Source organism: Pseudomonas sp. GW531-T4 (assembly GCF_017349615.1).
GTDB classification, from domain to species: domain Bacteria; phylum Pseudomonadota; class Gammaproteobacteria; order Pseudomonadales; family Pseudomonadaceae; genus Aquipseudomonas; species Aquipseudomonas chlororaphis_I.
In genome coordinates, this window is sequence record NZ_JACMZT010000003.1 from 252,998 (window position 1) to 262,338 (window position 9,341).

Annotated in this window: 3 protein-coding genes; all 3 read right to left on the reverse strand. The window is 64.5% G+C overall.

Annotated elements, in window-relative coordinates; genetic code table 11:
- Positions 1 to 13: 13 nt before the first annotated feature.
- From recD to recC, 3 genes are read right to left on the reverse strand one after another with little or no spacing between them, the layout of a single operon-like run.
- Complete coding sequence (gene recD, locus J4D28_RS04040; protein WP_103330632.1) at positions 14 to 2,089, reverse strand: exodeoxyribonuclease V subunit alpha; 2,076 nt, start codon at positions 2,087 to 2,089, stop codon at positions 14 to 16.
- Positions 2,086 to 5,778 carry an exodeoxyribonuclease V subunit beta gene (gene recB / locus J4D28_RS04045; protein ID WP_041990000.1) on the reverse strand — a complete coding sequence of 1,231 codons (3,693 nt, stop codon included), beginning with the start codon at positions 5,776 to 5,778 and terminating at the stop codon, positions 2,086 to 2,088. Before recB ends, recD begins: the two co-directional genes overlap by 4 nt.
- Positions 5,775 to 9,227: an exodeoxyribonuclease V subunit gamma gene (gene recC / locus J4D28_RS04050; protein WP_103330633.1), complete on the reverse strand. Its 3,453-nt coding sequence runs from the start codon at positions 9,225 to 9,227 to the stop codon at positions 5,775 to 5,777. Before recC ends, recB begins: the two co-directional genes overlap by 4 nt.
- Positions 9,228 to 9,341: the final 114 nt, after the last annotated feature.

Below are 9,341 nucleotides of genomic sequence, written 5' to 3' on the forward strand. Positions count from 1 at the left end.
AGCGACTCGGCGCTCAACCCAGATCGAGCATCAACCCGCTCAGGCGCTTGACCTTGCGCCGCACCGCCTCCTCGAACACCCCGGCCCGCGGCTCGATCAGGCTGAACCAGTCCTTGGCCCGGGTGATGCCGGTGTAGATCAGCTCCTTGGTCAGCACCGGGTTCAGCGCCTCGGGCAGGATCAGCGCGGTGTGGGCGAATTCCGAGCCCTGGGATTTGTGCACGGTCATGGCGTACACGGTTTCCACATCGTTGAGCCGGCTCGGCAGCACGAAACGCACGCCTCCCTGGCCGTCATTGCGCGGGAAGGCCACCCGCAGCACCCGCCGCCCGTCCTGCGCGCCTTCGTGCTCGGGCAGCTTCAAGGCAATGCCGATATCGCCGTTCATCAGGCCCAGGCCGTAATCGTTGCGGGTCATCAGCACCGGACGACCTTCGTACCACTGCTGATCGCTCTCGATCAGCCGCGCCTTGAACAGGGCGGCGGTGATCCGCTGGTTCAAGCCCTCGACACCCCAAGGCCCCTTGCGCACCGCGCAGAGCAACTGGAACTGGTCGAAGGCCTGCAGCACATCGCGGGCCCAGGCGGTCCAGCGCGGATCTTCCAGCGCGGTATCGGCAGGCGGGCGCTGGCCGCGCAGCAGGCTCAGGTAATGCCGGTAACCCTGCGGCCCGTCACCGTGGCCCTCCAGCAGCAAGCGCTCCAGGGCGCGATCCTGTTCGCCCTTGAGGCTCAAGCCATACAGGTCGGCGTGGCTGCGGGCGGCCAACAGGCGGCGCGCTTCCTCGGCCTGCTGCTGGTTGACCCAGCGTGCCAACTGGCCGATACCGCTGCCTTCGCCGAAACGCCGGGAGTGACGCAGCATCACCACCTGTTGGGCCAGCGGGTGAGTACCGGCGTTATCTTCCTGCAGACCGCTGTCCGCCAATTGTTCGCCGCTGACGGCCTCTAGCCAGTTGCGGGTCTGCGGGCTGTACCAGCCGGCCTCGGCATCGCGGCACAGATCGCCAAGCACCGCACCGGCTTCCACCGAGGCCAATTGATCCTTGTCGCCGAGCAACACCAGGCGCGCGTGCACCGGCAACGCATCGAGCAGATTGGCCATCATCTCCAGGTCGATCATCGAGGCTTCGTCGACCACCAGCACATCCAGCGGCAAGCGGTTGCCGGCGTGATGGCGGAAGTGCCGGGTGCCCGGACGATTGCCCAGCAGCCGGTGCACCGTGGTCACGTCGCTGGGGATCTTCTCGCGCACGCTGTCATCCACCGACAGGGAACGCACTTGCAGGCTGATGGATTCGGTCAGACGCGTCGCCGCCTTGCCGGTGGGCGCCGCAAGGCGGATACGCAAAGGCTTGCCGGCTTCGACAGCCGGCGCCTGGAGCAAGGCCAGCAGGCGCACCACGGTCGTGGTTTTACCGGTTCCCGGCCCGCCGGTAATGATGCTGAAAGCGCCACGGGTGGCCAGCGCACAGGCGAGTTTCTGCCAGTCGACCGGCCCCGTCGCCCTGGCCGCCCCGAACAGGCCGCCCAAGCGCTCGGCCAGGTCCTCGGGGGTTTCCTCCTGCACCGCCAGGCGCTGGCGCAAGGCATTGTCGATGCGCCGCTCATAGGCCCAGTAGCGACGCAGATACAGGCGTTTGCCCGACAACACCAAAGGCCGCTGGCGGGCCTGCTCGCTCTGGTCGGCCGCCAGCGCCACCAGGCGACTGGCCGCCAGGGCCTTGCACCAATGCGCCCCGTCCAGCGTCGCCAGCACCTGCGACGGCAGCACCGCCGCGGTGCTTTGCAGATCGCCTTCCGGCGGCAGGGACAGGGCGAAATCCGGCTCTTTGAGGGTTTCGAACAGATCCAGGCAGACATGACCGTGGCCCAGTTGATGGCTGGTCAAGGCAGCGGCCATCAGCACCAGCGGATCGCCTTGCGGCTCCAGTTCATGCAGGAAGCCTACAAAAGCCTTGTCCAGGGCGCGCAGCCAGCCGCGCTCGACCCAACGGTCGAGCAACAGCAGCAGATCGGCAGACCGAACCAGGGGCGCCAGGTCGGACTGGGGCTGGGGTTCCAGCGGCGTCAGCAGATCCTCGATCACAGCAATACTCCCTGTTCCCACGCCGGCTCGGCCCTGGGCTGCTCAGGTTTGCCCTGGAACAAGCGGTCCAGGCGCTCGATCAGCTCACGGGGTGGCCGGGTGAAAAACACGCCGCGGCTGGCCGAGCCCGTGCCGCGCAAGAACAGATACAGGGCGCCGCCCATGTGCCGGTCGTAATCGTAGTCCGCCAGACGTGCGCGCAACTGGCGATGCAGGGCCAGCAGGTACAGGACGTATTGCAGGTCGTAACGGTTGTCGAGAATCGATTGTTCCATGGCCTGCTCGGTATAGGCGGCGTCATCCACGCCCAGCCAGTTGGATTTGTAGTCGGCCACGTAATAGCGCCCTTCATGCTCGAAGGTCAGGTCGATAAAGCCCTTGAACATGCCGTTGAGCAGGACCGGTTCGGCGGTCACCCGCGGCACGCCTTGATGGGTGTACTGGCGCACCAGTTCGTCGAGCTTGAGCACGTCGACCTTGTGGCTGGCGAACCAGAATTCCATCTCGACCCGGTATTGGCTCAACTGCGCGAGCACCACCGGTGGCCGCCCCGCCCCGGCAGGCAAAGGCAGTTGCAACAGGTGCCGCAACCAATCGCCCAGGGTCCGAATCCAGCCTTCCCAACCGCGGCGATTACAGCGCCGGCCGATGGCATCCTCGATGGCAACGGGGTCGGCGACAAACCCCTCGTCACCGGCCCACTCCAGCAGGCCATGGAGGAAGGTCCCGGGGTTCGGTCCACGGGGGAAACGATGGATATCCGCGCCGCTGGCCACGACTTCACGTGGGGCATCGGGGTCGAGGCGTTCGTCGTCGAAGAGTTTCTGCGCCTGCGGGCTTTCCGGCGCCTCGGTATTGCCGGCGCCCAGGCTGTCACTGATGCGCAGGGCACTATAGGAAGCGATCCACCAGTTTTCCGCGGCGCGCCGCTTGGGAGCCAGGGGCGCCAACAGGGTGGCGTCGTTGCGTGGCGGATGGAAACGGCTGTCGGTGGCGCTGGGCATTTCCCCGACACTCATGGCCTCGCAGCCTTGCTGCAGGTCTTGCAGCCAGCGCGCCAGGCCACTGGACTCGTTCAACAGCGCACCGCCGCCCAACAGGTAACCCAAGGCAGAAAGGTGCAATACCGAGCTGTTGTGGTTGCCGCGCTTGAGGTCGGCGACACCCAGCCAGCAGGCATGCTGGGCACGGGTCAGAGCCACGTAGAGCAGGCGCAGGTCCTCGGCCAGACGCTCGTCGTCGGCCTGGGCGATCAGCTCCGGGGTCGGTCGCAGAGTCACCTGGGCCTTGCCCGATTCGTCGTGGTAATGCAGCGGCAGGCGACTGCCATCCACCGGCTTGGCCGAACAGATAAATGGCAGGAACACCAGCGGGTACTCCAGGCCCTTGGACTTGTGGATGGTCACCACCTTGACCAGCTGTTCGTCGCTTTCCAGACGCAGGATCTGTTCTTCGCCAGCCTGCCCGGACAGGGCCAGGTGCTCGGCCAGATGGCGGATCAGCGCTTGTTCGCCATCCAGTTCGGCAGCCGCCTGCTGCAACAGTTCGGACAAGTGCAGCAGGTTGGTCAGCACCCGTTCGCCATCGCTACGGGCGATCAACGCCTGGGGCAACTGGAAGTCATGCAGCAGGCGTCGCAGCATCGGCAGCACGCCCTGGGTGCGCCAGATCAGGCGATAACCGCGGAACTGCATGACCCGGCTTTCCCAGGCCAATTCGTCCTGGTTCAGGCGCTCCAGCTCCACCAGCGGCAGGTTCAGGGTGATGGAGGCCAGTGCGGCGCGCAGCGGGCGCTCGATATCCGGCTCGGCACAGGCCTTGAGCCAGGCCAGCAGGTCGTGGGCTTCCTGGGCGGCGAATACCGAGTCCTTGTCCGACAGGTACACGCTGCGCACTCCGCGCGCAGCCAGCTCACCACGCACGGCCTGAGCCTCCTTGCCATCGCGGACCAGAATGGCAATGTCCGCCGGCAGCAGTCCCGTGAAGGGCTGGCCGTCGCGGACGAAGCCGGCGCTGGCCTGCTGTCCGCCGTTGAGCAAGGCGACAATTTCGCTGGCACAGGCCGCCGCCAGTTGCTGCCGGTACAGCGCACCGGAAATGGCTTGCTCCGTGGGCAGGTGCCAGATATTCAGCGCCGGCACCACCTGCCCTTCTCTCTGTAACTGCTCTTTGCGCCCCTGGGATGCCACCGACAGGAACGGCACCGGGTTCTCTCCGTTTTTCTCCCGGAACAGGAACGCGCCGCGCCCTTGCTCACGGGATTCGGCACGCTCGAATACGTGGTTCACCGCCTTGACCATGGCATGGCTGGAACGGAAGTTGGTGCCCAGGGTATGCAAGCGGCCGCTGGTGGCCTGGCGAGCGCGCAGGTAGGTGTAAATGTCCGCGCCGCGGAAGGCGTAGATCGCCTGCTTGGGGTCGCCGATCAGGAACAGACCGGTCTCGGGATTGTTGTCCTCGATGCGGTAGATGCTTTCGAAGATCCGGTACTGCACCGGGTCGGTGTCCTGGAATTCGTCGATCAGGGCTACCGGGAACTGCTCGCGAATCAGCGTCGCCAGCCGCTCGCCACCCTCGGCCTGCAACGCGGCGTCGAGGCGCAGCAGCATGTCGTCGAAGCCCATCTCGGCCCGCCGGCGTTTTTCCTCTTCGAAACGCGCACCGACCCAGCGCGCGGCGTGTTGCAACACCGCGGCGTCGGGGCTCGGCAAGGCATCGAGCGCGGCCTTGAGCCCGACCATGGCCTCCAGTGCGGGATGATCCGGCGCATCGCCCTTCCAGGCCTCGGCCATGCCTTCGGGGGTCAGACGGCTGAAGCCGGTGCCGATATCCAGTTGCTCTATGGCCTCGTCTTCGGCCCAGGCGGTGATCTTTTCGAACCAGGGCTCGAAGTAACGCGCCTGCATCTTGCGGCCATCGACCGCCTTGCTGGCGACGCCCTGCAAGCAGATCTCCCGCAGCTGCGCGGCCCATTGCAGCCAGGGTGCCTTGAGCTGCACCAGGGCGGCGCGTCGTTCCAAAAGACAAGCTTCGATCAGTTGAGCCGGAGTCTGCTCCTGATCCACTTCACGCTCGCTGCCAAACAGCGCACGCACCCTTGGCAGCAAGGCCGCGGGTCCACCCCAGTTGGCCCGTACCCAGTTCAGTGCATCGCCCTGCATCGGGTAGCAAAACAGGCGCCAGTAATCGCGCAGCACTTCACCCAGAAGATCGCCGTGGTCGGTTTCCAGGGTCTGGGTAAACAGGCTGCCGCTGTCGAACGCGTGCTCGCGCAACATGCGCTGGCACCAACTGTGGATGGTCGAGACCGCCGCCTCGTCCATCCATTGCGCGGCGATATCCAGGCGGCTGGCGCAACCCGGCCATTGCTCGGCGGCGAACTGATCGCGCAACTCGGCAATCAGCGCGTCGGGCGCGGTGGTTTCCTCGCGGAAGAAGCGCGCAGCTTCAGCCAGGCGGGTGCGAATCCGTTCACGCAGCTCCTTGGTCGCCGCGTCGGTGAAGGTCACCACCAGAATCTGCGGTGGCAGCAACTCACGACCGAACCCGGCCAGTTCGCCGCCGTGTCCCAGCACCAGGCGCAGGTAGAGCGCCGAGATGGTAAAAGTCTTGCCAGTACCGGCGCTGGCTTCGATCAGTTGGCTGCCCCGTAGCGGGAACGCCAGGGCCAAAGGTGCTTGCCGGGTCATGCGTCTGCCTCCCCATTGGCCGCGGAGCGCCAGGGCGCCTGCAACAGTGGGCGGTACAGCGCCTCAACCCAGCCGCTGAAGGTTTCATCGGCGATCAACGCGTTGTAGTCCGGGTACTGGCGCGCCAGGGCCGGGCTTTCCCGACGCTCGCCATCGCTGGTCTGGCCGTCGCCTTCATAAGCTTTGCGCGCCGCGGCTTCGGCCTTGCCCGGGTCGCTCTGGCCCAGCCAGGCAAAAGCGGTTTTCACGGCTACCGGCAGCGGCTGGCACATGCCCGCCTGCCAGGCCAGCAACAGATCGCCCAAGCTTTGCAGCGCCGATTCGCGGTCCAGAGGTGACAGCAATAAGGTGTCGTCGCTGGCCACCAGCGCGGTGGTCAAGACATAACCACTGGCACAGGCCACCAGGTGATTGACCCAGGGACGAGTCAAGCGGTGCCACTTGCGGGTCTTGAGTGAGCCAATGCTGTTGGGGATGGTGGTGACCGACAGCAACCCACCATCGCTGCGTTGGTGCAGGCCGCTCAACCAGCCTTCGAGTTTCACCTCATTGAGTTCCAGGGTAATCGGCAAGGCGCTGGTGACGGGGGTTGGCCATAGCTCCAGCAATTGCCGATAGCGCATCAGCAGATCCGGCAAGGGCTCGATCAGTTCTCTTTGCAGGCTCTCGCCAAAACCGGCCATGGGCAGCAAGCCACTGGCCTGTAGCCGCTGCGCCTGGGCCTGCAAGGCCTGGTCCGGATCATCGGCACTGTTCAACGCCGCCTCCAGCAGGCTGTCGCTCAGGCTGTAGCGTTGCAACGCGTCGAGCACAAAAGGCTCTTCGTCGGCCAAGGGCGCGTCGGCCGCCTCGAAGAACACCTTGAGGCGCTGGCTGAAGAAGTGCCGCACCGGGTTGCGCAGGAAGTCCTGCAATTGCCCCAGGCTTAAAGGCTCTTCCTGGACATAGGGCGCCAGAGGCTCGAGCGCTTGAGGAGACGCTTGGGTCTGGTGCAACAGCTGCCACTCACGGGCATAACTGAACAGTCCATCGCCCTCATGGAAATAGCGGGCACTGAAAGGTTGCAACGGATGCTCCTGGGTCATGGCGTGGAGCAGGTCGTCCTGGTCATTCGCCAGCTTCCAGCCACTGGCCAGGTGATCGCGCAACTGGCCGATCAGCACCGAAGCCGGGCGTTCGCTGTTGTCGCGAATGCTGCGACCGACCCAACTGACATACAGCTGATCCCGCGCCGAAAGCAGCGCCTCCAGCAACAGGTAACGGTCGTCTTCACGCCGCGAACGGTCGCCGGGGCGGTAGTCGCTGCCCATCAGGTCGAAGTCCAGCGGCGGTTGTGCCCGTGGGTAGTCGCCGTCGTTCATCCCCAGCAGGCATACCAGCTTGAATGGAATCGCGCGCATCGGCATCAGCGTGCAGAAGTTCACCGCACCGGCCAGGAAGCGCTGGGACAAACGCCCCTGGTCCAGGCCGGCCAGCCAGGCCTCGCGGACCACGGTCAGCGGCAGCTCATCGCACAGGCCGACCGACTCGCAGGTTTCCAGCCAGGTTTCGCGCAAGTCTTCGAGTTGGCTCAGCAGGTAGTCGTCATGCTCGGTACTGGCCAGGAAGAACTGCTGTGTGAGGGCTTGCAGGCGCTCGCCCCACTGCGGCGGCGAAGCCGGCAAGGTGAGGTTCTGATACGCCGTCTCCAGTGCATCGAGCAAGGCCACCAGCGGCCCGATCAGTGCCGCGTCCAGGCCACCGATTTCATCGTAAGGCTCGATTCCCTCACAGGCATCGGAGCGTCCCACGGCGTAGCCCAGCAACATGCGGCGCAGGCCGAAACGCCAGCTGTTCTGCTCCAGTTCTTCCGGCAGTCCCAGGTCGGCCCGTTGTTCGGCGTTCATGCCCCAGCGGATGCCGGCACCTTCGATCCAGCGATGCAAGGTCGGCAGATCGGCCTCATCCACAGCAAAGCGTGCGCGTAATGCCGGGACATCCAGCAGGTCGAGGATTTCGCTGACGGGGAAACGGCTGTCCGGCAGCTTGAGCAGATGCTCCACGGCAATCAGCAATGGGTCGCGGCCACGCTGGCCCTGGTCTGTCAGGGTGAATGGAATGAAACGCCGATCGTCACGCTCCAGCTGACCGAAGACCGCGCGAATATGCGGCGCGTAACTGTCGATGTCCGGGACCATCACGATCACATCTCGCGGACGTAATTCGGGGTCCTCACTGAAGCGCGCGAGCAGTTGGTCGTGGAGAATTTCCACTTCGCGCTGGGCACTGTGGGCAATGTGAAAACGGATCGACTTGTCCTGTTGCAGATCGATCGCCGGCCATAATTGGCGAGTCTCCTCCAACGGGCGTAATTCGAGAATATCGTCCTGCAGCTGGTTCAGCAGGGTCTGCGGCTGGCTCTCGCTGAACAGGTCGATACGACCGTCGCGAAAGGCTGAGCGATAGCTGTTGGGATCGTCGTAGCTGTCGAGCAGGTTGATGTAGTCACGACCCTGTTTACCCCAGGCGGCGAGCAGCGGATGGGCATGCTGATGCAGGGTCTGTGGGTCTAGCACCGCGGGCATTCCCGCCTTGCGCGCCTGACGTTTGTATTGATGGCGCAACAGGTCCTTGTCGGCGACGATATCTGCCCAATGGTGACGACAGGGGTTGTGCACACACAACAAAACCTGACTGAAGCGGGCCAATCCAGCCAGGGCTTCAAGGGCTTGTGCCGGCAGGGAGGAAATCCCGAAAACGATCACTCGCGAGGGCAACCCTTGTGGCGCCTTTTCCAGGTTGAGAATACGTTCGATGAAACGTTGGTGAACGCCGGCGCGACTCTGCGCCATACCCTCTTCCCCCACATCCAGCAACAACGCACGCCACAGTTCGGCCTGCCAGCAATTGGCGGGGGTCAGGGCCTTGGGCTCGCCTCGAGCACTGCGTAGTTGGTGACGTCCTGCTGCCCAGTCTTCCAGCCAGTCGGCGCGATAAACCTGATATTGGTCGAACAGGTCAGCCAGGCGCTCGGCCAACTGATAGCGCTTGCGCAGATCCGTGTCGTGAGTAAGGAAACGTCGTAGCGGTTCGAAGTGCGGCTGATCGATCAGCTCGGGCAAGAGTCGCATCAGGCGCCAGGTCAGCGGGGCTTTATCCAGCAGGGATTTGGGCGGGATTTCATCGCGTCCCAGCACCATGCGATAGAGCTGCCACATGAAACTGCCGGGAAGTTGCACGTCGATGGCGGCGGCGATGCCGCAGCCGCCCATGTCGTCTTCCTCGGGATCCTCAGCCAATGCCAGCTTCAGCCATTGGGCAATGCCGTTGCTCTGGACCAGGGCGATCTCATTCTCCAGCGGCGCCAAGGGATAACGCCGCATCCAGCTGACCACCAGGCTGCGCAACTCGTCCAGGCGGTTACCGTGAACCACCATAAAACCAGCGCTGAGGGACGTGGCGTCCGGCATAAGGGCTTCCTTGGAAAATGCAAAAGCTAGGGCCGAACCTTAGCACTGTCGCGCAGCGGTGACAGCTGAGAGGACCAACATGAGTGTTGCGGGGGATGAGGCATTTTTTGTCGC